The organism is Spirosoma jeollabukense, from assembly GCF_054777855.1.
Genome location: NZ_BAAHAD010000120.1, coordinates 1 through 527 on the forward strand (window position 1 = coordinate 1; position 527 = coordinate 527).

Sequence of the window (527 nt, forward strand, 5' to 3'; positions counted from 1 at the left end):
GGTAAAAGATAAATATGATTTTAATATATTAAAATATATAATATTAAATAACATAAAATATAAAAGAGTATCTGGTGTTAGATTAGAAGCTGCAGGTAGATTAACTAAACGTTATACTGCATCAAGATCTCGTAATAAAGTTATTTATAAAGGTAATTTAGAAAATACACTTTCTTCTGTTAAAGGTTATTCATCTGTATTATTAAGAGGAAACTTTAAACCTAATCTACAATATACTAAACTAAATTCTAAATCTAGAATTGGTTCTTTTGGTGTTAAAGGTTGAATTAGTGGTGAGTAAATTATCTGTATATTTTAATAAAATTATCCTTATTTATATAAAGATGAAGAAATAGTCTGAACCATTTTTTGAAAAATGGAAATAAATATTTTATGGTAACAAAAATTAAACAGGACAGGATTATGGGCAAGGTATGTCCCGCTACCCTTTCAATTATTCTTTACATTACTGACATGGATATAGAGCGACTACGTGGACGATCAGATTGCCATGAACAGGGCCAGAT

Annotated in this window: 1 protein-coding gene; it reads left to right on the forward strand. The window is 27.1% G+C overall.

Annotation, left to right across the window (positions count from 1 at the left end):
- Positions 1–286 (forward strand): hypothetical protein (locus ACYVEA_RS34845; protein WP_461117944.1); only part of this gene is annotated, 286 nt, incomplete at its 5' end.
- Positions 287–527: the final 241 nt, after the last annotated feature.